This window comes from Oxalobacter paeniformigenes, assembly GCF_027158465.1.
Classification (GTDB): Bacteria; Pseudomonadota; Gammaproteobacteria; order Burkholderiales; family Burkholderiaceae_D; genus Oxalobacter; species Oxalobacter paeniformigenes.
In genome coordinates, this window is record NZ_JAMKYL010000002.1 from 1 (window position 1) to 23,509 (window position 23,509).

Sequence of the window (23,509 nt, forward strand, 5' to 3'; positions counted from 1 at the left end):
TTTCGTCCTCGACTGACGTTTCAGCCTGACTTGCACGGCCGTTATGAAATCACCAGACGCTATTTCTATAAACTCCAAGTAAAGGTAAGTATAAAATGAAAATACGTCAATTTTCGTAAATGTATGGATTTAATTGGCGGAAAATGTGAAAAATTTGGGAAAAATAGCCGGTTCGCGGTGAAATCCAGTACCGGAAAGTGCTTCAGACGTTCTGATTCACCCCGGTTTTGCCCATATTCTGCCCGTATTCTTTTGCCTGTTTGATCCCTGTCATGCAGGACAGAAGAAAAAACGGCTGTCACAACCTTTTTCCGAAATGACGGTACAATAGCCACAGGTCAAATGACAGGGCTGTTTTTTCCTCAAAAATGCCCGGTCATGCTGGCACACAGAGTCTCCGATAAGAAATCTGTATCGGGTTTCATGAATAACATTAGCGAAAAGGACTGAAGCCATGAGTATTCCAGCAATTGAAATCGGAATCAGCGACAAGGACAGGGAAACAATCAGTAACGGTTTGGCACGTATGCTCGCAGACAGCTTCTGCCTGTATCTGAAAACGCATAATTATCACTGGAATGTCAAGGGACCCATGTTCCAGACATTGCACGTGATGTTTATGGACCAGTATACCGAGTTGTGGAATGCACTGGATGAAATCGCCGAACGTATTCGTTCGCTCGGGTTCCCTGCACCGGGAACGATGTCGGAATTTGCGAAATTGTCCGGTATCAAGGAAGTCGAAGGTGTTCCGTCGGCTGAAGATATGATCCGCGATGTCATCGTGGCGACACAGGCAGTGACCCGTACAGCACGGGAAGTGCTGGATTTGGCCGACAAGGCAAATGACCAGCCGACGATCGATCTGATGACACAGCGTCTCCAGATTCATGAAAAAAATGCATGGATGCTGCGCAGCTTGCTGGAAAGCGGCTCTGGCGATATCGTCATGGCATCGGCAAAACGCAAGAAAAACAAATGATCATCCGGAAAACCCCGCCAGATGGCGGGGTTTTTTGTTGTTCATTCGTCTGAAGACATATCCTGTTCTGCCAGAGGCCGGAAAATGGATTGCAGATCTTCCGGTGTGATCTGGACGTTCTGGGCCTGTCCGGTGGAGAGCATTGCGCCTGCCAGTTCTGCCTTGCGTTGTTGCAGATCCTGGATTTTTTCTTCGAGCGTCCCCCGGGCGATCAGTTTGTAGACAAAGACAGGTTTGTCCTGGCCGATTCGCCATGCGCGGTCTGTCGCCTGGTTTTCGACTGCCGGATTCCACCAGGGATCGTAATGAATGACCGTATCGGCAGCGGTCAGGTTCAGCCCGACACCGCCAGCCTTGAGGCTTATCAGAAAGACAGAGACCTGCCCTTCCTGAAAACTGCGAATGGCGGATGCACGATCTGTCGTGTCGCCGGTGAGCAGTGCGTAGGGAATATTTCTGGTGTTGAGCTCTGCCTCGATCAGTCCGAGCATGCTGGTGAACTGGGAAAAAACAAGGATATGCCGTTTTTCCAGCAAAAGTTCCTGAAGCATTTCCATCAGTTCGGCAAGTTTTGCCGACGCATTGGTGCTTTTCTTGTAAGCAGAGCCTCTCAGCAGTCGTGGATCGCAGCAGACTTGCCGCAATTTGAGCAAGGCTTCGAGGATGATGATCTGGCAGTGTGCGATACCCAGACGTGCGATTTCATCCTGTACTTTCTTGTCCATCAGTTCACGGACCGATTCGTAAATCTGGCGCTGGTTTTCGGTCAGTTCCACATAGCGGACAATTTCCGTTTTCATGGGCAGTTCGCGGGCTACCTTGTCTTTGGTTCTGCGCAACAGGAACGGCCTGATACGGCGGTTAAGCAATTCCTGTCGTGCTTCGTCGCCGTTTCTTTCAATGGAATGCCGGAATTCGCTGTTGAAGGTTTTTTCGTTACCCAGCAACCCCGGCAGCAGGAAATGGAATTGTGACCACAGTTCACCCAGATGGTTTTCAAGCGGTGTTCCGGTCAGACAGAGTTTGTGGCGTGCCTTGAGCGAAGATGCGATTTGCGTGGCCTTGGAACGGATATTCTTGATGTACTGTGATTCATCGAGAATCAGCAAATGGAAATCGTGTTGCATCAGTATGTCTTCATCGCGCGGCAACAAGGCGTAAGTCGTCAATACGATGTCGGATTGGCCGATGCGGTCGAAATATCTGGCGCGGTCTTTTCCCTGAAGCAGCAAGACATTCAGTGATGGCGTAAAACGGGCCGCTTCATCTTGCCAGTTGCTCATCAGGCTGGTCGGTGCAACGATCAGGGCCGGTTTCGTCAGACGGCCCGATTCTTTTTCGAGCAGGATATGAGAAAGCGTTTGGAGGGTTTTGCCCAGTCCCATGTCATCGGCCAGAATGCCGGCCAGACCGTATTCACGCAAAAACTGCATCCATGACAGCCCCTCGATCTGGTAATCGCGCAATTTCGCTTTCAGCGATACCGGTGGCGTAACGATTTTGACACCGTTGAATGCCAGCAATTTTCGCCCCATTTCCAGCAAGGTTTCTCCGTTGATCCACTGCAGTGCAAGATCGCGATCGAGTTCTGCAAGTCTGGCCGAGTCCAGACGGTGCAACGGGAGTGCGGTTTTCGGTTGCTCCAGATAGTACAGCTCGCCCAGGATTTTCAGAATCGGTCTGACGTTTTTCCATGGAAGTGCCACCCGGCTCCGGTCCGGCAAGGTCACCAGCAGGGAATCCTCATCCTCACGGTTTTCAAGGCTTTTGTATTCGAAGCTTTCCGGATACTTGCGGATCAGAGGCTGCAACAACGGAAATAGCGGAAAATGTTTTTTGTTGACAACGATTCCCATTTCCAGACTGAACCAGTCTTCGTCCAGCGTGTCATCGTTTTCATTGATGCTGGCGTACCATTTCTGGACGGTCTGGAGGTTATAGCGGTAATCGGCCGATTTCTCGATTTTCCAGCCCTCGTTTTCCAGATCGGCCAGATGCTCGCGGGTAAAATGCAGCCAGTCGGATGGCGAGTCCATTTCCAGCGCAGCCGGAATCGCATGCAATGGGGATGCCCTGTCCTCGACGATGTGAAAGCCATACGACAGAAGTCGCTCGGACAAGGCACGTTCGGCATGGGTGTCACGGACGATGCGTTCGATGGTATCGCTGTCGACCGTACGGATAACCGGCAAATCGGAACCGAGCAAGGCGATTTGTCCATCGTAATCGAATTTCAGTTGTGCATAATCCAGCCAGACAGGTGTTTCGGTATCCTGATAGAAATGCGGTTTGCTGCCCAGATAGAGTACAGGAGTGGGTATTATGTCGTTCAGTACGGTCTCCTTCAACGGAGCCGGAACGGGGACGATATGTTCAAGTCCCTTTTCAAGCAGAAAACGAGAAACGTTTTTTTTGTCGCGTGCGGCGATGACCGGCGCCTGATTGATCAGATCCTGGATATCGCTGATGGAAAACGTGGCTGTGTCGTCGGGCAAAACCAGTTCGCCGCATGTCAGGTTCTCCATATACCAGGCCGGTTCGGTCGGCAAGATGTAATCGATCGTCGTCGATGCATGGCGTGATTTGGCAGCCGGTGCGGCGAATTCCCAGCGTAGCCGGATAGTCGTTCCCGTTTCTTTCCAGACGAGGCGAGCCGCTCTTGGCGGTGCGGCGCGCAGCGGGAACACCAGCCCTTTTGCGATATCGGAGAGTGCATTGGTCCAGTATAGCTGTTTTCTGTCGATCAGCCTTTCAAGCAATTGTGCACCCAGCTGTCCTCTGGGTTCTGCCATGTATGGCGACAAGGCATCCGAACCATACCGCAATGCGATGAAAAGCCGGAGCGGATCAGTGTCGTCGTCGCCAAGATAGTCCGGCCGGTTTGACAGTAACGAGTCAATTTCCGAAACGGGTACGATTGACGAAAATTCCGTTGCCGTTTTCTGGCGTGCCCTGCAAAGGTTCAGAAACAGTCGTTTGTCGGACTGATCCGGCGAAAGAATATAGAGCAGGCGCTGTGACGGTTCGATATCCGGTTCCCGGTTGGCGAGCGCATCGGGAGAATCGGGGTACATGGCGGAATACAGTTTCTGTACCCAGTTCGAGACCGGTGTGGCAGCCTGGCTGATTTTGTTTTTTTGCCGGTTTTCGTTTTGCTGGAGAATGGTCAGTAAGACGGCGGCGACATGATGGCAGTTCAGAATCAGCGGACATGAACAGGTTCCCTGAAACTGGATGCCTTCCGTTGTCGACTTGATGAAGGTGTTTTGCTGGAAGCTCTGGTTGCCCGATTCCTTCACTTGCGAACGGATCAGATTGCCGGAGCGTTGTATCTGCAAGACACGTTTTTTCTGGGCATATATCAGGCCGAGCGAATAGGCCTTTTGCCCGAATTGCCTTTTGATATCTTTCAGCGTGAAATTCATCGTACCTCTGGATGCTTTCGAAGCGTGTTTTCCGGCAACGCAAAAGATACATTATCGTTCATAAAGCGGAAAAAGTGATGCCTTTTCGACGACCTCATACCGGTTTGATGCAGATATGGGCATATCACGTAACAGAGTGTGTGCAAAAACGGACTTTTCGTGCGGGAATTCGCTGCAAGGGATGGGTGTATCCAGGGGAAGTGGGTATCATCTCATTTTTGTTTTTTCGGGATAGAAAATGATTGCTTCCATTGAACAGCGTCTGGCAGATGAACTGTCCGTGTCGGTCAGACAGGTGACAGCGGCCATGGCATTACTCGATGAAGGGGCGACGGTTCCGTTTATCGCGAGATATCGCAAGGAAATGACGGGCGGGCTTGACGACAGCCAGTTGAGGCTTTTGCAGGAACGGCTTGTCTATTTGAGGGAACTCGAACAACGGCGGCAGACGGTGATCGATTCCATTCGTGCGCAGGACAAGATGACTCCGGAATTGCTTGCGGCGATACAGCAGGCGCAGGATAAACAGGCACTTGAGGATATTTATTTGCCTTTTCGTCCCAAGCGCAGGACACGTGCGAAACTGGCGGTCGAGGCGGAACTGGACAAGCTGGCAGACAGCCTCATGGAAAACCCCTTGCTGAATCCCGAAGAAGAAGCGATCCGGTATATCCGTCCGCCTTTTTCCACGCCTGATGGCGATAATCCGGGTGTTGCCGATGTCAAGGCCGCACTGGATGGCGCGCGTCAGGTTCTGATGGAGCGCTTTTCGGAAGATGCAGTCTTGCTGGCGACACTGCGGGAATTTTTCAGGGAACATGGCGTACTCGTTTCGCGTGTGACGGAAGGCGCGGAACAGGAAGGCGTTCGGTTTTCCGACTATTTCGATTATGAAGAACCTGTTTCGAAAATCGCGTCCCATCGCGTGCTGGCACTGTTAAGAGGTCGTCGGGAAGAGGTTCTGTCTGTCAGAATCCGTCTGGATTCGGAAGCGGAGCGCCCGCAATGGGATGATCCGTTCAATCCCTGCGAAACGCGAATCGCCGCCCGTTTCGGTATAAGCGACAAGGGACGGCCGTCGGACAAATGGTTGCGTGAAACTGTCCGATGGGCATGGCGTATCAGGATATTGTCCCACCTTGAAACGGAACTGTTTGGCGAATTGAGGGAAAAAGCCGAGGCGGAAGCCATTACGGTTTTTGCGACCAATCTCAAGTCATTGTTGCTGGCGGCGCCGGCAGGGCCAAAAGTGACCATGGGGCTGGATCCGGGAATCAGAACCGGTGTGAAAGTGGCTGTCGTCGACAAGACAGGAAAAGTTCTGGATACATCGACCGTTTTTCCGCATCAGCCGAGAAACGACTGGCAGGGAGCGCTTGAGCAGTTATCCGGTATGGTCGATCGTTATCAGGTCGAACTGATCGCGATCGGCAACGGCACGGCATCACGTGAAACCGAAAAATTGGCCGGTGAGTTGGCAGGACGTTACCGCGATCGCAGAATTGAGCGGATCGTGGTTTCGGAAGCCGGAGCGTCCGTGTATTCGGCTTCCGAATACGCTTCACGGGAATTGCCGGAACTCGATGTGACGTTGCGGGGAGCAGTTTCGATTGCCAGACGCTTGCAGGACCCGTTGGCAGAACTGGTCAAGATCGATCCGAAGTCCATCGGTGTCGGACAATACCAGCATGATGTAGCCCAGACGAAACTGGCACGTTGCCTGAACGCCACAGTCGAGGACTGTGTCAATGCTGTCGGTGTGGATGTCAATACGGCTTCGGTTCCTCTGCTGACCCGCGTGTCCGGTTTGACCGAAGGAATAGCAAGCCATATCGTGCAGTACCGTAACCGGAACGGGCGTTTTGCCAGTCGGGCCGATTTGCGTGCGGTACCCCGTTTCGGTGAAAAAACATTCGAACAGGCTGCCGGTTTTTTGCGTATCACAGGCGGTTCCGATCCGCTGGATGCATCGGCCGTTCATCCGGAATCGTATCCGGTCGTCAAGAAAATTCTGGCGGATCTGGGTGTCGGTATCGAATCGCTGATCGGCAACCGGAATTTGCTTGGACAAGTGGAACCGGAAAAATATATCAGCGAACGTTTCGGTTTGCCGACCATTACGGATATCCTCAGGGAACTCGAAAAACCTGGACGTGACCCGCGCCCGGAGTTTGTAAGTGCGCACTTCAAGGAAGGTGTCGAGGATATATCCGATCTGGTGGCCGGGATGATTCTCGAGGGGGTCGTTACCAATGTCACGGCGTTCGGCGCGTTTGTGGATGTCGGTGTGCATCAGGATGGTCTGGTGCATATTTCGGTCATGTCGGAAAAATTTGTATCCGATCCGCATCAAATCGTCAGAACCGGGCAGATCGTCAGGGTCAGGGTACTGGAGGTCGATGTCAAACGCAAAAGAATCGGTTTGTCGATGATTCTCAATCCGGAGCAGGCTTCGCAGGAAGGTGCGCAGGAAAAAGAAATCGCCCGTTTCAGGAAAGTGGCAGGGAAAACGCGCAAACAGGCCGCTTTTTCGGGCAATGCGATGGCAGAGGCGTTTGCGAAGCTGAAAAGACCGCTTTGACCGTTTTGCCGGTATCATGTACTCGGTCGATAGAAAGGACGAGATTCCGGAAAATGGGATGCATATGGAAAATCCGAAACGCCTGATTGTCGGTATGACAGGAGCGAGCGGCGCCATCTACGGTGTCCGTCTTCTCAAAATACTGCGAAATGTGACGGATGTCGAGACGCATCTTGTCGTCTCGGATGCTGCCGACCTGACCCTGCGGCATGAAACGGGATTGTCTGTCGATGATGTCGCGTCACTGGCCGACCATGTGTACGATATCGGGAATATGGCAGCTGCGATTGCCAGTGGTTCGTTCCGCAATGACGGTATGATCATCGCGCCCTGTTCCATGAAAACACTCTCGGCGATTGCTCATGCCTACGGTGACAATCTGATAACCCGTGCTGCGGACGTCGTTCTGAAGGAACGTCGCAGACTGGTGTTGATGGTCAGGGAAACGCCGTTGCATCTGGGACATCTTAAAAATATGCAATCCGTAACGGAAATGGGTGGCATCATTTATCCACCGGTGCCGGCGTTTTACTGCAAGCCGCAGTCTGTCGAGGAAATGGTGGACCAGACGCTCAGGCGTGTGCTGGATCTGTTCGGTATCGCCGATGAAGGCATCATCCGGTGGAATGGCATGGTCTGAATGGCATCATGCCTGATGATCCGGCGTATTGCCGTTTTCCGGCGGGAGCGCATCCGTTTGGCTTTTTTGTGACAGGGTGGCATACAGCCCCCATGCCGTGATGAAAAGCGCGGCGATCACGGGGCCCAGGACAAAGCCGTTGAGTCCGAAAAGCGCCATGCCACCGATAGTGGAAATCAAAACCAGATAGTCTGGCATTTGAGTGTCCTTGCCGACCAGCAACGGACGCAGAAAGTTATCCGCCAGACCGATCACCAGGACACCGAGTACCAGAAGGAGAATACCTTTCAGGATAGCTCCCGTTGCCAGAAAGTAGATGGCGACCGGTACCCATATCACGCCTGAACCTGATGGCAACAGGGAAAGCACCGACATGGTCGCCCCCCATAACATTGCGGCTTCTATTCCCATGAACCAGAAAATCAGGCCACCCAGTGCACCCTGTACGACAGAGACAACCAGATTGCCTTTGACCGTCGCACGAATGACACCGGTGAACTTGCCCAGAAGCAGGAGTTTGTGGTCGTCGGCAAGCGGGATGATTTTCCTGATCCGCATGGCCAGTTCTTTTCCGTCACGGAGCAGGAAAAACAGCAGATACAGCATGATGCAGAAACCGATAGTGAAATCCAGAATATTCTGTCCGATCACGAACAATTTGCCGGCGATGTACTGGCTTGCCTGAAGCATGCCACTGGAAATTTTCTGCTGGAATTCCGACAGGGTGGTGATACCGGAACGATTGAGGAGACTGATGATCCAGTCGGGCAGATAGGAAACGATCATCCGGAAAGTTTCGTCGATGCCGATGCTTTGTGTTTGTATTTTCTGATACAACGTCGCGCTTTCCTGTGCAAGTGCGCCGATGACCAGGATCAGGGGGATGACGACGATAAGCAGGCACACGCAGATTGTCAGGATCGATGCCGTATTTCTTTTGCCGGGCATTTTCGACAAAAAATAGTCGTTTAGCGGCATGAACATGACGGCCAGAATGAATCCCCAGAAAACCGCGCCGTAAAACGGCAACAGAATCATGAAGAACGCTATGGTGACGGCGGACAGAAAAAGAATGAATACTTTTCCGTAGGGTTCGGATCGTTTCATAAAATCGTCGGATCGGGAAACATGAAACAGGAATATGCAATATTGATAGTTGCAGACGCTATTATGGCATGAGGCATGTATCGGTATGTGACAAATCCGGACAGTGCGGAATGGAATGCCCGGAAAATTGTCCGTGTACGGTTTTGCCCATTGTGCCGGTTACGGCGATGAAGGCGGTTTTTGTCTTTTTCCGGACCCGGGAAAAAAGAACCGCTCCAGGAAACGGCAAGGTTTCATGAAGCGGCTCTCTGGACGGCGTTTGGCGTGTTGTCGTGAACGACATCCGGACAAGGATGTCGCTTGCGCAGCCGTCCGGGTGTCCGTACTTACACCAGACGGGCGATATGCTGCATCCGGTCGCCAGGCAACAGCAGAACCGGCGGTACATCGATCAGTGTAAAACAACCGTTGCCCATACGAGTGATGGCTCTGGCGCAGGATACCAGAATCTGTGAGGTCAGCGCCGGATTGTCGATTTTCATATCGAAGACAAGGTGCTGGTTGGATGTACGTCCGGATGCACCGATACGTTCCATCAGGACGCCATGTGAATTGTCGGCGACGGCAGCCATTTCTTCCGGTGTCTTGACTTCGCGGACTTCCAGCGGATCGTGGCTGAAATAGGGATCGGCAGCCAGGTCTTTCCTGATTTGATCGAACGAAGCGCCCTGTTTCGGAAGAACGTAAACCAGACGGGAATGGCGGCCACCACCGATCGGAATGGTGATGGAAGTCGCGTCGGCTACGCCGGGAATGGCGCGTGCGGCAACCGAATGGCCCATGGAACGGCCACGACCGAAATTGGTGAAGGTGGTGCCGACAGGTGCCATGGCTTCAAACAACGTACGCATGACGGAATCGGTACCCGGGTCCCATCCGGCAGCGGTGATACAGCCGCACTGGTTTTCACGTGCGACCTTGTCGAGCATACCGACGAGTTCGGGAATTTCACTGTGAACATCGAAGCTGTCGACGGTACAAATGCCTTTTGAAAGATAGAACTTCGCGTCGTCCGGAACCGAACGCGAAGGACCGCAGAGGATGACGACATCCGGTTTGCCTTTTGCGGCAATCAGCTGGTCGATCGATGCAAAGTCCGGAAGGCCTCTGCGTTCGATGGATTGTGTTCCGAGCGACGATTCACGGCGTATGACGCCAAGACATTCAAAATCGGGTGCACAGCTCAGGCAATCGATAACATGCCGGCCGATGTTGCCCAAACCGTGGACTGCTGCTTTGATAGTCATGTTTTTTCCTTTATGAAACGGTATGGATCAATAAGATTCTTTGCTGGATTTGTCACTGCGGAGTATAGACATAGTTGCATGATGCTAGCAAGACAAAAACGTTCTCCGTTAAAATATAAAACTTTGTATGGTCACGTTTTGAACCGGTTGCTCGGATAACGGCAAAACCGTGGCGTTTTTGACCGGACTCGATCCGTTCCGGCCGGTCGGTAGGTGGTGCCCTTTGTCATGCTGCCAGAAGGCTGTCGGCAGGCAATAACGGGAATGATTGTCTAATAGTCGGAGTTTATTGCTTATGGCACGCGCGGAGTGGGGGTCACGTCTCGGTTTTATTCTGGCAGCAGCCGGTTCGGCCGTCGGTCTCGGAGCTATCTGGAAATTTCCTTATGTCGCTGCGCAAAACGGTGGCGGTGCTTTTCTGGTGATATTTCTGGTGATCGTCTGTACGCTGGGTATTTCGCTGATGATTGCGGAAATGTCTGTCGGTGCATCGACACGTCGAAGTCCTGTCGGCGCCTATCGGCGGCTGGGCGGGAAATGGTGGTCAGGTGTCGGCTATATCGGGGTTTTGTGCGGTTTCCTGATTCTTTCCTTTTACAGTGTCGTCGGAGGCTGGACCATCGCCTATATCGTCAAGTCTATAGACGGTTCCATTCTGACATCGAATCCCGCTTTTTTGTCCACGACGTTCGATTCGTTCATCGCCGATCCGGTTTTGCCGCTCTGGTATCATGCCGCATTCATGGGACTGACGGCTGCCGTAGTGCTGGCGGGTGTCCAGAAAGGGATCGAACAGGTCAGCAAATACCTGATGGTCATGCTGTTTTTGCTGGTTCTCGTGCTGATCGTCAGAGGTTTGACCTTGCCGGGTGCGATCGATGGTGTCCTGACGTTTCTTCAGCCGGACTTCAGCAAGGTGACGCCGGTCATGGTGATCGAAGCCATGGGGCTCGCCTTTTTTTCCATGTCCCTGGGGATGGGGTGCATGATTACATACGGTTCCTATGCCTCGGATGAAACCTATATTCCCAATTCGGCAGGCAGCGTCATCGGATTGACGACAATTATCTGTTTCCTGTCGGGTTTGATGGTATTTCCGGCCATTTTCGTGTTCGGCTTCGATCCGTCGGCCGGCCCGGGTCTGACATTCATCACCATGCCTGCTGTTTTTTCGCAGATGAGCGGCGGCCAGTTTTTCGGCATCCTTTTCTTTTTCCTGTTGTTTGTTGCTGCATTGACTTCGTCGGTATCGCTGATGGAAGTGGTAGTCAGTTTCTTCATCGATGAATTCCATCTGCCCAGAACGGCCATGACGGTCGTGATGTCCATTCTGATGTTCGTACTCGGTATCGGTGCTTCCCTGTCACTGGGCGTATGGAAGGACTATACCCTGTTCGGGAAGAACCTGTTCGGTATTCTTGATTATGTCAGTTCCAACCTGATCATGCCGTTTGGCGGCATCATGGTCGCCATTCTGGTCGGCTGGAAATCATGGCCTGTAATTGCGGACAGACTGACCCGAGCGGATGGAACACAACCTGTCTGGTTGCCTTTGCTCAAGGGGTTTTGTCGCTACATCGCGCCGGTGCTGATCTTCGTGATCCTGATCCAGAACCTGTAATTGCGGGTGGCACCGAAAAATTCGCCGGCCGTTCGCATCGCGACTGGTTGATGTGCCGGTGAAATATGAATAGCTTTTCTGTTTCACGAAGCCGACGGGAACGGGCCGGTTTCATCAGCGAACGAAAACGCCCGGGTTACAGGTACCCGGGCGTTTTGACACAGAGGGAAATGAACCGGTATTACGCTTCTTTTTTCATCGAACCGGTTTCATGCAGGCGCTGATGCCAGGAAAGCGCTTTTTCCAGAACATGTGGCGTCTGACCGCCACGACGATTCGCTTCGCGCACATAGTCGCGCAACATGTCCTGATATTCGCCTTCGACACAATTGTTGATGATGGTTTGCGCACGTTCGCGCGGCGCCAGACCACGAAGATCAGCCAGCCCGACTTCCGTCACCAGAATATCGACATCGTGTTCCGTATGGTCGACATGCGGTACCATCGGGACAATACTGGAAATGACACCACCTTTCGCTACCGACTTGGTAACGAATACGGCGGTATGGGCATTGTGAGTGAAATCGCCCGAACCTCCGATACCGTTCATCATGTGCGTTCCCATGACGTGGGTCGAATTGACATGACCGTAAATATCGGCTTCAAGCGCCGTATTGATGGTGATGATACCCAGTCGCTGGATGACTTCAGGATGGTTGGAAATACGCTGCGGACGGATGACGACATGATCCTTGTAACGACCGAAGTTGCCGAATACTTCACGGCTCTTCTGGTCGGTCAGTGTGATGGCGGTTGCCGATGCGAAATCCATCATGCCGGCATCGATCAGTTCGAATGTGGAATCCTGCAACACTTCGGAATACATGGTCAAATGACTGAACGGCCCGGTCTGAAGTCCCGACATGACCGCGTTGGCGATCGTTCCGATACCGGACTGGAGTGGACGCAGGCTGTTGGTCAGTCGGCCGTGACGGATTTCGTTCTTGAAAAAATCGATCAGGTGTCCGGCGATCTGCGCGGTTTCCGCATCGGGTGGCAGATTCTGGGACGGTGTATCCATTTCGTCAGTGATGACGATGGCGACGATTTTTTCCGGCGGGATCGAAATGCCGATTGTACCGATACGATCACGCGGCGACATGATGCCGATCGGTTCGGCATTCGGAAAATGGCGCGCACAATAAATGTCATGTGCACCTTCCATTTCAAGGGAATAAGCCAGATTGACTTCGACGATCACTTTCTTGGCCTGTTCAGCGAAGATTTCGTTGTTGCCGACCGATGCCGCCGGAATGATTTCTCCGGATTCGGTAATGGAGACCGCTTCGATAATGGCGACATCAACCGGTTTGACCTGCTGTCTGCGAAGCTGCTCGCCTGTTTCGGACAAATGATTGTCAACGTACATGATTTCGCCGCGGTTGATGGCGTTACGCAGTGTCCTGTCTGTCTGGAATGGAGAACGTCTTGCCAGGACACCGGCATTGGTCAGGGCACTGTCGACATCATTTCCCAGAGAAGCGCCGGTCAACAGCGAAATTTTCAAAGGCTGGGTGGCCGCTTTTCTGGCTATGGCATGAGGAACACTTTTAACGCATCCTGCCAGTGTGAAACCGCTCATGCCGACGGTCATGCCGTCCTTGACATGTTCGGCTGCCGCTTCGGCACTGGTCACTTTCTTTCTCAATTCAGGCAGACGAATACGTTTTTGCAAAACATCAATATTCATGACATCCCGTTCAGATAAAAATTTGTCCTGCATCATTCCGACTATTCAGGACGAAGTTCGTTTTCTGAAGCCGGTACCTGGCAAGGTCGCCGTCTTCGGTCAATGTACAGCTCGGCAGTAATGACATCCTGAACATACACGACTCGGAACTTCCGGCATGACCGCCTGCCATGCGACGGCGGAAATTACAGAAGCTGAAATCGCCGAAGTATATCACCTGATTGTCAAAACGCATACCTTTACGGTAAAGAAATCATTTGCCTGAAACGATTTCTTTACCGCAAAAAACAGAATCGCATTGTTATTTCCAGGAAGATTTTTTACAAAACGCTTACTTTCGGAAAATGAACAGGTTACTGTCAGACTACCAATATGTCATGTGTATGCACACATGACAGCGAACCGGAAATGGTGCCGGCTGCAGGACTCGAACCCGCCACCCCATGATTACAAATCATGTGCTCTACCTGATGAGCTAAGCCGGCACTGGGAAAAGGGCTATTCTAACTTATTTTATTCTTGTCAAGGTAGGTTTTTTTGGCGGTTCTTCATCTGGTGAAACGCCGGTTTCCGGTTCTGTCGGTTCAAATCCCATACCCTGACCGTTTTCGCTGGCATAGATGGCGGCCACGTTTTCGACCGGTATGTAAATATCACGGGAGACACCGCCGAAACGGGCCTTGAACTGGATGGCGGTATTGTTCATGTCCAGACCGCTGGTGGCTTCATAGCTGATATCCAGAACGATCTGGCCATCCCGCACGAACTGGGCGGGAACCCTGGCCAACGCGCCTACCTTGACGGCAATATATGGCGTATAGCCATTGTCGGTACACCATTGATGAATGGCTCTGAGCAAATATGGTTTTGTGGAAACAGTCGCCATGATCCAATATCGTCCGGACAATCAGGTTATCAGCGACGCATGACTTTTTCCGGTGGCGTCAGCGCTTCAATATAGGCCGGTCTCGAAAAGACCCGTTCGGCATATTTCATGAGCGGAGCGGCCGTTTTGGACAGTTCGATACCGTAGTAGTCAAGTCGCCACAGCAAGGGAGCCAGCGCAACATCCAGCATGGAAAATTCGTCACCCAGAACGTATTTGCTTTTCTGGAAAAGCGGAGACATGGCGGTCAGATATTCGCGGATCTGGGTTCTGGCCTTTTCGTGATTGGCGGCGGCATTTTCCGATTTGTCGTTTTCCAGCGTGTTGACGTGGACGAACAGTTCTTTTTCGCAGTTGAACAGCATCAGTCTTGCCCTGGCGCGCATGAGCGGATCGGCAGGCATCAGTTGCGGATGTGGAAAGCGTTCGTCGATATATTCGTTGATGATGTTGGATTCATACAGAATCAGTTCACGTTCAACCAGAATCGGAACCTGTCCGTACGGATTCATGGCGGATATTTCTTCCGGCTTGTTGAAGAGGTCAATATCCCTGATTTCAAAATCCATGCCTTTTTCAAAGAGCACAAAACGGCAGCGCTGGGAAAAAGGACAGGTTGTTCCTGAATAGAGAACCATCATGATAATTGTTCCTTTATGGCAGAAGAGAATATCCAAGCAGCGAAGGCTGCAAACGGCGTTTTTCCGGTTGGCCGGAAAGGAAAACGGATTCGGAAACGGCATGACATGCCGCTTCATGACCCGCTCCGGAGCGCTCGCGCAACACTTCATGTCGCAGGGTATTATAGAGGAGTGACATCCGGTTTTAAAGGGGGCTATTTTGCGGCAAGTGCCGGGTATCAGTCGTACATCAGACCGGATTGCCTATTTCGATATACCGATGGCGGATACCGTATTGTCTGGCAAGCAGCTCGCCCAGCGCCTGGATGCCGAACCGTTCGGTGGCATGATGCCCGCATGAAAGATAGGCGATACCGTATTCGCGTGCATCATGTACAGTTCGCTCCGAAATTTCTCCCGACAGATAAACGTTCGCTCCGGATTGTGCGGCATCCGGCAATAAATCCTGTGCCGCACCGGTGCACCAGCCTATCGTCTCCAGTTTTTGTCCGGGATCGCCGATCAGCAACGGTTCGCGATTCAGTTTTTTCCCGATCCAGCCAGCAAGGTCACCGACTGTTTTCAGTGCGGGATTTGCGGATCGGCCGAGCCACCCCAGTTCGTTTTCGCCGAATCGTCCGGTGATATCGAAACCGAGTACCTGTGCAAGCCGGACGTTGTTGCCCAGTGTCGGATGGCAGTCAAGCGGCAAATGATAGGCCAGGAGATTGATATCGTGTGCCAGCAACAACCGGATACGCTCCCGCTTCGGGCCGGTGATACATGCGTTTTCATTTCGCCAGAAATAGCCGTGATGCACTAAAATGGTATCGGCTTTTTCCTGTATGGCGGCCTCGATCAGCGCGCGGCTTGCGGTGACGCCGCTGACGATGGATGAAATGTGTGATTGTCCTTCCACTTGCAGACCATTTGGACAATAATCACGCATAAACGCAATTTTTAATTCGTCTGCCAGAAATTTGACGACCTCGTTTCTGTCTACGGTATTTGGACCTTTTATTTTATTCATATCATGCGACGTCTTTGGCTGTTGTTTGCACAGACTATAACAGTTTGTCTGGCGATCTGGTTTATTGTCGTGACCCTGAAACCGGAATGGCTGGAGCTGGAGCGGGGCGCGTTTGAACCGAAACAGGAAAACAGGGCGATAGCTGTCCCGGTAGCGGCATCTTACCGGGACGCCGTTTCGCGCGCGATGCCCGCCGTGGTCAATATTTATACGACCAAGGAAGTGCGCCAGCCCCAAAGTCCGCTGCTGGACGATCCTTTCCTGAAACGGTTTTTCGGTGAACGTTTCAGCGAGACGGAAAAACAGATGAGTCTGGGGTCCGGTGTCGTCGTGACGCATGACGGTTATGTCCTGACCAACAATCATGTGGTGGAAACAGCCGATCAGATCGAAGTGGCTTTCGAAGACGGTCGCAAGGCATCCGCCAGACTGGTCGGCAACGATCCTGAAACCGATCTGGCGGTCATCAAGATCGATTTGCCTGACTTGCCGGCGATCACCTTCGGCAATGTCGATGATGTCAAGGTTGGCGATGTCGTTCTGGCTATCGGTAATCCGTTCGGAGTCGGCCAGACCGTGACCATGGGGATTGTATCGGCGCTGGGACGCAGTCAGCTCGGAATCAATATTTATGAAAACTTCATCCAGACGGATGCGGCGATCAATCCGGGCAATTCCGGTGGTGCATTGATTGATGCGGCCGGGAATCTGATCGGTATCAATTCCGCCATCTATTCGCAGAGCGGCGGTTCTATGGGGATCGGGTTTGCCATCCCGGTTTCCACGGTCCGGATGGTGATGGATGCCATTATCGCCAAGGGACAGGTCGTTCGGGGCTGGATCGGTGTCGAACCGAGAGATATCACACCGGAACTGGCGGAAAATCTGGATTTGGGCAAGCAAGATGGCGTGATTATCGCGGCGGTTCTCAAGAATGGGCCGGCTGACCGTGCCGGTATCAGACCGGGCGATATCCTGATATCGGTCGACGGGAAGAATATCGCCAATATGAAAGAAATGTTCAACCTGATCGCCACGTTGCAGCCGGAAAGCAAGACAGGTGTCGTGGTGCTGCGCGACGGCAAGGAAGTGTCACTGGAAATCATCGTGGGCAAACGACCTTCGAAAAAACGTCTGGAAAGACAGCAGCCATAACAAAAAAGGCCGGTATTCCGGCCTTTTTTTATCAGGAAAAATCGCATCAGTTTGGAATCTTCCATGGACGTTTGCCGCCCATCAGATGAATATGCAGGTGGTAGACATCCTGTTTGCCATCAGGACCGGTATTGACGACGACACGGAAACCACCTTGCGGATTTCCCGATTCGGCACCAGTCACTTCGATGCCGTGTTCTTTTGCCAGCTGCGGAATGAGCGCCATCATTTCACCCAGTAGTGCGGCGTCTTCAGGATGGCAATGCGACAATGACGGAATATGTCGCTTGGGGATGATCAGCAAATGTACCGGTGCTGCAGGATGAATATCCTTGAAAACCATAATACGTTCGTTTTCGAAAACGCAGGTCGACGGTAATGTCTTATTGACGATTTTGCAGAAAATACAGTCATCCATTGTGATTCCCCCTATGTCAGATATTGGCGAAGATGTCAGGCAGTCGTCTTGCGTGAAGCCTTTTCCTCAATACCGGAAATGCCTTCGCGCCGTGCCAGCTCTTTCAGGACATCTTCCGGCGTCAGATTGAATTGTGCCAGAAGAACCATGGTATGGAACCAGAGATCGGCACATTCATAGACGATTTTCGATGCAGGCAGGTTATTGCGAGCGTCCTTGGCAGCCATGACCAGTTCAGTTGCCTCTTCACCGACCTTTTTCATGATGGCATCGTCGCCCTTGGCGTACAGGCTGCTGACATACGATTTTTTCGGGTCGCCACCGTTTGCCAGTTTTCTGGATTCGATGACGGATGCAAGTCTTGTGAGAATTTCGTTCATTTGTATATTTCCGACGGGTTCTTGATGACGGGGTCGACAGCAACCCATTGCGTGCCTTCCGCAGTGTGCTGCGGCTGTTGATAGAAACAGGACAGTCTTCCGGTATGACATGCCAGTCCGGTCTGCTCTACGAGAAACAACAAGGCATCGCTGTCGCAGTCAAGCCGGATATCGACGATTTTCTGGGTATGACCCGATTCTTCTCCCTTGTGCCAGAGCCGGTTTCTGGATCGGCTCCAGTAAACGGCCTCGCCGCATTGCATGGTTTTTTCAAGCGCAGCACGGTTTATCCATGCCAGCATCAGAACTTTCAGGGTGGTGGCGTCCTGGGTAATGACGGGAATCAGTCCCTGATCGTTCCATTGAATGGAATCGAGCCAGTTTCGGGTATTCATAAGCGTACCGGTATGTTTTGTTCAGACATGAATTGTTTGGCCTGCTGTACCGTATATTCGCCGTAATGGAAAATGCTGGCGGCCAGTACGGCATCGGCATGGCCTTTGAGGATGCCGTCGGCCAGATGCTGCAGGTTGCCGACACCGCCTGAAGCGATGACCGGAATGTTGACCGAATCGGAGATCGCGCGTGTCAGCTCAAGATCGAATCCGCTCTTGGTACCGTCCTTGTCCATACTGGTCAGAAGGATTTCTCCCGCTCCCAGCGTTTCCATCTTTTTTGCCCATGAAATCGCTTCCAGCCCGGTCGGCTTGCGTCCACCGTGGGTGAAAATTTCCCATCGGCCAGGCGCTACCTGTTTGGCATCGATGGCGACGACGATACATTGCGATCCGTAACGTGCCGAGGCATCGGCAACGAGTTGCGGATTGGTCACGGCCGAGGTATTGATACTGACCTTGTCTGCGCCGGCATTGAGCAGACGGCGGACATCCTCGACGGTACGGACACCGCCGCCGACCGTCAACGGGATGAAAACCTGTGAGGAAACATCTTCGATGATATTGAGAATCAGGTCCCGCTGGTCGCTGGAAGCGGTAATGTCCAGAAAGGTCAGCTCATCGGCACCCTGATCGTTGTAGCGGCGCGCGATTTCGACAGGATCTCCGGCATCTTTCAGTTCGACAAAATTGACGCCCTTGACGACACGGCCTGCGGTGACATCAAGACATGGAATGATTCGTTTGGTCAGCATGGCGAATTTCCGGTTGGTTTGACGGTGTTACTGTTCCGACAGTTCGTCTGCGCGGACTTGTGCCTGTGCAAGATCGAGTGTGCCTTCATAGATGGAACGTCCGCAGATGACGCCCTCGATTCCCTCCTTCTGTACCGCACAAAGCGCTTCGACATCACGGATGTCATGTACACCGCCGGAAGCGATGACGGGTATTTTGACCGCACGTGCCAGTCTGACGGTAGCGTCGATATTGACGCCGGCCATCATGCCGTCACGACCGATATCGGTATAAATGATCGCCTCGACGCCGTATTCTTCATATTTTTTGCCGAGTTCGATGACGTCATGTCGTGACAGCTTGCTCCAGCCATCCGTGGCGACACGACCGTCACGTGCGTCCAGTCCGACGATGATTTGGCCCGGAAAAGCCCCGCAGGCATCCTGAAGAAATCCCGGATTCTTGACCGCGGCGGTTCCGACGATGATATAGGAAAGGCCATGGTCAAGATAACGTTCGATCGTGTCGAGGTCGCGAATGCCGCCGCCGAGTTGCACGGGAATTTCATCCATATCGTGGTCGCTAGCAAAGTCCCGTACTGTCTGAAGAATGTTTTTGACAGCTGCTTCATTGACCGGTTTTCCTGCGAAGGCGCCATTGAGATCGACCAGATGCAGTCTTCTTGCACCCTGTTCCAACCAGTGCAAAGCCATTTTGGCCGGATCTTCCGAAAATACGGTAGCCTGGTTCATATCGCCCTGTCTCAACCGTACGCAGGAGCCATCTTTCAGATCAATAGCGGGAATAAGCAACATGATAAAAACAAGTGTAGAAAAAAGAATTGGACAAATTGCACAAATGTGCGGTCATGGATTCCAGTGGATGAAATTGCGGTACAGCCTGAGTCCCACATCGGCACTTTTTTCCGGATGGAACTGGGTGGCGAAGATATTTTCATGCGCGACGGCACTGCAAAAAGGCATGCCGTATTCCGTTTCACCTACCATCTGTTCCAAACGGTCAGGAACGACATGAAAACTGTGCACGAAATAAAAGAAACTGTTGTCGGCGATACCTTCCCATAACGGATGCGGATTGACCTGTTTGACACGGTTCCAGCCCATTTGCGGAACCTTGAAACGGGAACCGTCCGGTTGTACACGGTTGTCCAGACGGAAACGGACGACTTTGCCGGGCAACAGTCCCAGACAGCGGGTATCGCCTTCTTCACTCCAGTCGAAAAGCATTTGTTCACCGACGCAAATACCGAAAACCGGTTTTTTGCATGCGGCATCGAGCAATGCGTCTTTCAGACCTGATTTTTCCAGAGAGGCCATGCAATCCGGCATGGCACCCTGTCCCGGCAAGACGATACGTTCAGCTTCTTTCAGATCGGATGCAGCGCCGGATACAAGAATGTCCTTTTCAGGAGCGACGGCGCGAAGTGCCTGCGCGACTGAACGCAGGTTCCCCATACCATAATCAACAACAACGATTTTTTTCATAGGAATTGACGGTCAGAATAAGGGTGACGGGTCAACAGATCGGGTTACAGGGTTCCTTTTGTCGATGGAATACTGTCCGCGGCTCGGGGATCAGGTTCCACAGCCATACGCAAGGCACGACCGAAAGCCTTGAAAACGGTTTCGCACTGGTGGTGTGCGTTTTCACCGCGCAGGTTGTCGATGTGCAGGGAAATTCTGGCGTGGTTGACAAGTCCCTGAAAAAATTCACGAACCAGATCAAGATCAAAACGGCCGGTCATGGCACGAGTGAACGGTACATGGAATGACAGATAGGGACGACCGGAAAAGTCGATCACGACTCGCGAGAGCGATTCATCCAGCGGAACATAGGCATGTCCATAGCGCCGTATACCCTTTTTGTCGCCGATTGCCTGAAAGATGGCCTGACCCAGTGCGATGCCGACATCCTCGACGGTATGATGATCATCGATTTGCAAGTCGCCCTGTGCCTGTATATCCAGATCGACCAGACCATGGCGTGCGATCTGGTCAAGCATATGGTCGAGAAACGGAACGCCGGTCGCCAGATTTTGCTGACCGGTGCCATCCAGATTGATTGCCACGTGAATTTTCGTCTCGTTGGTATTGCGGATGATTTCCGCGGTTCTGGGTGTTGACATGATGCGTTCCGGAATGATTATTGGATACAGGCCTTGAACTGGTCCAGGAACTGCCGGTTTTCTTCTGGTGAACTGACAGTGACACGCAGACAGTTGTGCAGCGATGCATGCATTTTACCCATATTTTTGACCAGAATCTTGCGTGCAAGCAGTTTTTCGAATACCGCTTCGGCGTTGGGCAAGCGTATGAGCAGGAAGTTGGCGCGCGAGGTAAAGACTTCGACACCAGGCAGCTGGCGCAACGCGTCTGTCAGTTTGCTGCGTTCGGCACGGATAATGGCGGCCTGACCGTTGAATACATCGATGTGATCCATCGCGAACTCCGCTGTCGCTTCGGTCAGGACGTTGATGTTGTACGGTGGACGGACCTTGTCGAATTCGGCGAGCAGTTCGGGAATGGCCGACATGTAACCGAGACGGATACCGGCCAGACCAAGTTTTGATACCGTTCGCATGACGACGAGATTCGGATAATCCGGCAAATGCGGCATGAAACTGGCTTCTGCGAAAGGCTGATAGGCCTCGTCGCTGATGACGATACCCTTGTCGCTCATGGCTTTTATGATCCGGATGACGTCCTGTTCCTCGAACAGCATACCGGTCGGGTTGTGCGGCTGTGCGAGATAGACGACGGTCGGATGATGTTTTTCGATCGCTTCCAGCATGGCGTCGATATCGAGCGTGAAATCCGCTTTCAGCGGTACGCCAACGAAATCCATGCCGGCAAATTGCGCCGAGAGGACATACATCGCAAAGCATGGAACCGGCGTGAGCATGGTCGCACGCATATCTTTTCTGGCACAAGCCTGTGCGATAAGCGAAATCAGTTCATCCGAACCATTGCCCAGCATGACGCCATAGCCTTGCGGAACGCCCATCTGACGGCAAATTTTTGCTTTCAGACGGGTGTATGAGGGCACCGGATAGCGGTTCAGCGCAACATTGGCGAGACGCTGTCCCAGTTCTGTTTTCAATTCGTCCGGTAGCGTATAAGGGTTTTCCATGGTGTCCAGTTTAAGGAAACCTTCCGATTCGGCGACTGCATATGCCGACATGGCCCGAATATCCGGCCGGATAGCCTGATCGATAAAAGACATGATAGGTCTCGTGTGGAATTATTTTGCGGATGATCCTTTTTCAAGTCTGAAGCCGGCACTTCTTGCGTGCGCTTCGAGTCCTTCGCCGGTCGCCAGTTCTACCGCGATTTTGCCCAGTGTTTGTGCGCCTTTTTCGCTTACGCAAATAAGGCTGGAACGTTTCTGGAAATCATAGACACCCAGCGGCGAGGAAAAACGGGCTGTACGCGAGGTCGGCAAGACGTGGTTCGGCCCGGCACAGTAGTCGCCCAGCGCTTCGGATGTGAAACGTCCAAGGAAGATCGCGCCGGCATGACGGATCAGTTCTGCCCAGCGTTCCGGATTTTCCGCAGAAATTTCCAGGTGTTCCGGTGCGATACGATTGGCGATTTCACAGGCTTCTTCCATATCTCTGACAAGAATCATCGCACCGCGGGAAGACAGCGATTTCGTGATGATATCCTTGCGGATCATGCCTGGCAGAAGTTTCTGGATACTGTCATTGACGCGGTCCAGATAGGCGGCATCCGGTGCGATCAGGATGGATTGCGCCATTTCGTCGTGTTCAGCCTGCGAGAAAAGATCCATGGCGACCCAATCCGGATCGGTGGTGCCATCGCACACGACCAGAATTTCGGACGGGCCAGCGATCATGTCGATACCGACCGTTCCGAATACACGGCGTTTCGCGGCGGCGACATAGGCATTGCCCGGACCGACGATCTTGTCGACGGACGGGATGGTTTCCGTGCCGTATGCCAGTGCGCCGACGGCTTGTGCGCCACCGACAGCGAATACACGGGTGACTCCCGAGATGGCGGCAGCAGCCAGAACCAGTTCATTGCGCGCACCGTCCGGTGTTGGCACGACCATGACGATTTCGGATACACCGGCGACATTGGCCGGAATGGCGTTCATCAGAACCGAAGAAGGATAGGCCGCTTTTCCGCCCGGAACATAAATGCCGACGCTGTCCAGCGGAGTGATTTTCTGGCCAAGCAATGTACCGTCCGTATCGGTGTAGGTGAAACCGTCGCTTCCGCAGGAACGTTTCTGGTATTCATGGTACTGGCGAACCCTGTCGGCGGCAGCGTGCAGTGCGGCACGACGTTCCGGGCTCAGCGATGCCAGTGCTGCTTCGCATTCAGCTTTGGAAATTTCAAGTTCCGATACCGAATTGACGGACAGTCTGTCAAAACGGCGGGTATATTCCAGAACGGCCTTGTCGCCGTTTTCACGGACATCTGCCAGCACATTGGCGACGACAGTGTTGATGGACTCGTCTTCCTTGGCCTCGAATGCCAGTACGTTGGCGAGCTGATTTCTGAAATCACTTTGCGTGGTTGCCAGTTTGCGGATTTGAACAGTCATGATT

The 23,509-nt window shown here is 52.6% G+C and carries 22 protein-coding genes and 1 tRNA gene; 5 read left to right on the forward strand and 18 right to left on the reverse strand.

From position 1 onward, the window contains the following. Positions 1-454 precede the first annotated feature (454 nt). Entirely contained in the window at positions 455-982 is a 528-nt protein-coding gene (locus NAI64_RS03950) for a Dps family protein (RefSeq protein WP_269298001.1), read from the forward strand. Positions 983-1,023: 41 nt separating this feature from the next. Here NAI64_RS03950 and NAI64_RS03955 read toward each other — a convergent pair whose 3' ends face one another. Next, positions 1,024-4,407 (reverse strand): DEAD/DEAH box helicase, encoded by a 3,384-nt coding sequence (locus NAI64_RS03955; protein ID WP_269298003.1) that lies wholly within the window; start codon positions 4,405-4,407, stop codon positions 1,024-1,026. Positions 4,408-4,645: 238 nt separating this feature from the next. Here NAI64_RS03955 and NAI64_RS03960 point away from each other — a divergent pair, with 238 nt between their 5' ends. Together NAI64_RS03960 and NAI64_RS03965 are read left to right on the forward strand one after the other, a co-directional pair. Continuing rightward, positions 4,646-6,988 carry a Tex family protein gene (locus tag NAI64_RS03960; protein WP_269298005.1) on the forward strand — a complete coding sequence of 781 codons (2,343 nt, stop codon included), beginning with the start codon at positions 4,646-4,648 and terminating at the stop codon, positions 6,986-6,988. Positions 6,989-7,052: 64 nt separating this feature from the next. Next, a complete protein-coding gene (locus NAI64_RS03965) occupies positions 7,053-7,628 on the forward strand; it encodes a UbiX family flavin prenyltransferase (protein WP_269298007.1) in 576 nt (191 codons plus the stop codon). 6 nt (positions 7,629-7,634) lie between these two features. On the opposite strand, the gene NAI64_RS03970 is transcribed toward NAI64_RS03965, so the two are convergent. Beyond that, on the reverse strand, positions 7,635-8,735 hold the full coding sequence (locus tag NAI64_RS03970; protein ID WP_269298009.1) for an AI-2E family transporter: 1,101 nt from the start codon (positions 8,733-8,735) through the stop codon (positions 7,635-7,637). Between the two features lie 326 nt (positions 8,736-9,061). Continuing rightward, positions 9,062-9,982 carry a diaminopimelate dehydrogenase gene (locus tag NAI64_RS03975; protein WP_269298012.1) on the reverse strand — a complete coding sequence of 307 codons (921 nt, stop codon included), beginning with the start codon at positions 9,980-9,982 and terminating at the stop codon, positions 9,062-9,064. A gap of 295 nt (positions 9,983-10,277) precedes the next feature. On the opposite strand from NAI64_RS03975, the gene NAI64_RS03980 reads away from it, so the two are divergent. Next, complete coding sequence (locus tag NAI64_RS03980; protein ID WP_269298014.1) at positions 10,278-11,603, forward strand: sodium-dependent transporter; 1,326 nt, start codon at positions 10,278-10,280, stop codon at positions 11,601-11,603. Positions 11,604-11,784: 181 nt separating this feature from the next. On the opposite strand, the gene NAI64_RS03985 is transcribed toward NAI64_RS03980, so the two are convergent. From NAI64_RS03985 to NAI64_RS04010, 6 genes are all read right to left on the reverse strand, one after another. Further along, a complete protein-coding gene (locus NAI64_RS03985; RefSeq protein WP_269298016.1) occupies positions 11,785-13,293 on the reverse strand; it encodes a succinate CoA transferase in 1,509 nt (502 codons plus the stop codon). A gap of 409 nt (positions 13,294-13,702) precedes the next feature. Beyond that, positions 13,703-13,778 (reverse strand) — tRNA-Thr (locus NAI64_RS03990). 23 nt (positions 13,779-13,801) lie between these two features. After that, positions 13,802-14,179 (reverse strand): ClpXP protease specificity-enhancing factor, encoded by a 378-nt coding sequence (locus NAI64_RS03995; protein WP_269298018.1) that lies wholly within the window; start codon positions 14,177-14,179, stop codon positions 13,802-13,804. Positions 14,180-14,208: 29 nt separating this feature from the next. Further along, complete coding sequence (locus NAI64_RS04000; protein WP_269298020.1) at positions 14,209-14,820, reverse strand: glutathione S-transferase N-terminal domain-containing protein; 612 nt, start codon at positions 14,818-14,820, stop codon at positions 14,209-14,211. Positions 14,821-14,833: 13 nt separating this feature from the next. Then, the gene (locus tag NAI64_RS04005; RefSeq protein WP_269298022.1) at positions 14,834-14,998 is read right to left on the reverse strand and encodes a hypothetical protein; all 165 of its coding nucleotides are present in this window, start codon (positions 14,996-14,998) and stop codon (positions 14,834-14,836) included. 51 nt (positions 14,999-15,049) lie between these two features. Next, positions 15,050-15,829, reverse strand: a complete 780-nt coding sequence (locus tag NAI64_RS04010) for a Nif3-like dinuclear metal center hexameric protein (protein WP_269298024.1) — start codon at positions 15,827-15,829, stop codon at positions 15,050-15,052. A gap of 3 nt (positions 15,830-15,832) precedes the next feature. Here NAI64_RS04010 and NAI64_RS04015 point away from each other — a divergent pair, with 3 nt between their 5' ends. Then, a complete protein-coding gene (locus tag NAI64_RS04015) occupies positions 15,833-16,984 on the forward strand; it encodes a Do family serine endopeptidase (protein ID WP_269298026.1) in 1,152 nt (383 codons plus the stop codon). Between the two features lie 46 nt (positions 16,985-17,030). On the opposite strand, the gene NAI64_RS04020 is transcribed toward NAI64_RS04015, so the two are convergent. Genes NAI64_RS04020 through hisD form a run of 9 tightly spaced genes read right to left on the reverse strand, consistent with a single transcriptional unit; the run spans position 17,031 to position 23,505 of the window. Next, positions 17,031-17,402, reverse strand: coding sequence for a histidine triad nucleotide-binding protein (locus NAI64_RS04020; protein ID WP_269298028.1), 372 nt, complete (start codon positions 17,400-17,402; stop codon positions 17,031-17,033). 35 nt (positions 17,403-17,437) lie between these two features. Beyond that, positions 17,438-17,782 (reverse strand): phosphoribosyl-ATP diphosphatase, encoded by a 345-nt coding sequence (locus NAI64_RS04025; RefSeq protein WP_269298030.1) that lies wholly within the window; start codon positions 17,780-17,782, stop codon positions 17,438-17,440. Further along, the gene (hisI, locus tag NAI64_RS04030) at positions 17,779-18,177 is read right to left on the reverse strand and encodes a phosphoribosyl-AMP cyclohydrolase (protein ID WP_269298032.1); all 399 of its coding nucleotides are present in this window, start codon (positions 18,175-18,177) and stop codon (positions 17,779-17,781) included. The genes NAI64_RS04025 and hisI overlap by 4 nt, the downstream gene beginning before the upstream one ends. Continuing rightward, positions 18,174-18,932, reverse strand: coding sequence for an imidazole glycerol phosphate synthase subunit HisF (gene hisF / locus NAI64_RS04035; RefSeq protein WP_269298034.1), 759 nt, complete (start codon positions 18,930-18,932; stop codon positions 18,174-18,176). The genes hisI and hisF overlap by 4 nt, the downstream gene beginning before the upstream one ends. Positions 18,933-18,959: 27 nt before the next feature. After that, positions 18,960-19,727 (reverse strand): 1-(5-phosphoribosyl)-5-[(5-phosphoribosylamino)methylideneamino]imidazole-4-carboxamide isomerase, encoded by a 768-nt coding sequence (gene hisA / locus NAI64_RS04040; protein ID WP_269298035.1) that lies wholly within the window; start codon positions 19,725-19,727, stop codon positions 18,960-18,962. Positions 19,728-19,778: 51 nt separating this feature from the next. Further along, a complete protein-coding gene (hisH, locus tag NAI64_RS04045; RefSeq protein ID WP_269298037.1) occupies positions 19,779-20,417 on the reverse strand; it encodes an imidazole glycerol phosphate synthase subunit HisH in 639 nt (212 codons plus the stop codon). A gap of 44 nt (positions 20,418-20,461) precedes the next feature. Further along, on the reverse strand, positions 20,462-21,058 hold the full coding sequence (gene hisB / locus NAI64_RS04050) for an imidazoleglycerol-phosphate dehydratase HisB (RefSeq protein WP_269298039.1): 597 nt from the start codon (positions 21,056-21,058) through the stop codon (positions 20,462-20,464). 17 nt (positions 21,059-21,075) lie between these two features. Next, the gene (gene hisC, locus NAI64_RS04055) at positions 21,076-22,155 is read right to left on the reverse strand and encodes a histidinol-phosphate transaminase (protein ID WP_269298041.1); all 1,080 of its coding nucleotides are present in this window, start codon (positions 22,153-22,155) and stop codon (positions 21,076-21,078) included. Between the two features lie 18 nt (positions 22,156-22,173). Then, positions 22,174-23,505 carry a histidinol dehydrogenase gene (gene hisD / locus NAI64_RS04060; RefSeq protein WP_269298043.1) on the reverse strand — a complete coding sequence of 444 codons (1,332 nt, stop codon included), beginning with the start codon at positions 23,503-23,505 and terminating at the stop codon, positions 22,174-22,176. Between the last annotated feature and the right edge of the window lie 4 nt (positions 23,506-23,509).